This window comes from Pseudoalteromonas sp. SIMBA_162, assembly GCF_046535955.1.
GTDB classification, from domain to species: domain Bacteria; phylum Pseudomonadota; class Gammaproteobacteria; order Enterobacterales; family Alteromonadaceae; genus Pseudoalteromonas; species Pseudoalteromonas marina.
The window spans coordinates 1-259 of sequence record NZ_JAWJBQ010000657.1 but is presented as its reverse complement, the minus strand read 5'-3'; the positions used below and the strand labels follow the sequence as shown (position 1 = coordinate 259).

Sequence of the window (259 nt, the reverse complement as noted above, 5' to 3'; positions counted from 1 at the left end):
CTGATCGGCTCGACCCTGGAGCATCAGGATTTCGACAAGTCCACCACCGCGCGGGCGCGCGAGTCGCTGCATGCCAGCGCCGCGAGCATTCTGCCGGCGCTGGGTGAGCTGGCGCCGGAGCATCACTGGGCCGGCCTGCGTCCGGGCACGCCGGATGGCACGCCCTTCATCGGCGCGGTGCCGGGGCTTGATGGCCTCTACGTGAATGCCGGTCACTACCGCAATGGCCTGGTGCTGGCGCCCGCCGCCACGCGCCTGC

1 protein-coding gene is annotated in these 259 nt (G+C 71.4%); it reads left to right on the top strand.

Annotation, left to right across the window (positions count from 1 at the left end):
• The coding region (locus R0J88_RS21300) for an FAD-dependent oxidoreductase (protein WP_410901069.1) at nt 1-259 on the top strand (259 nt) is incomplete at both ends.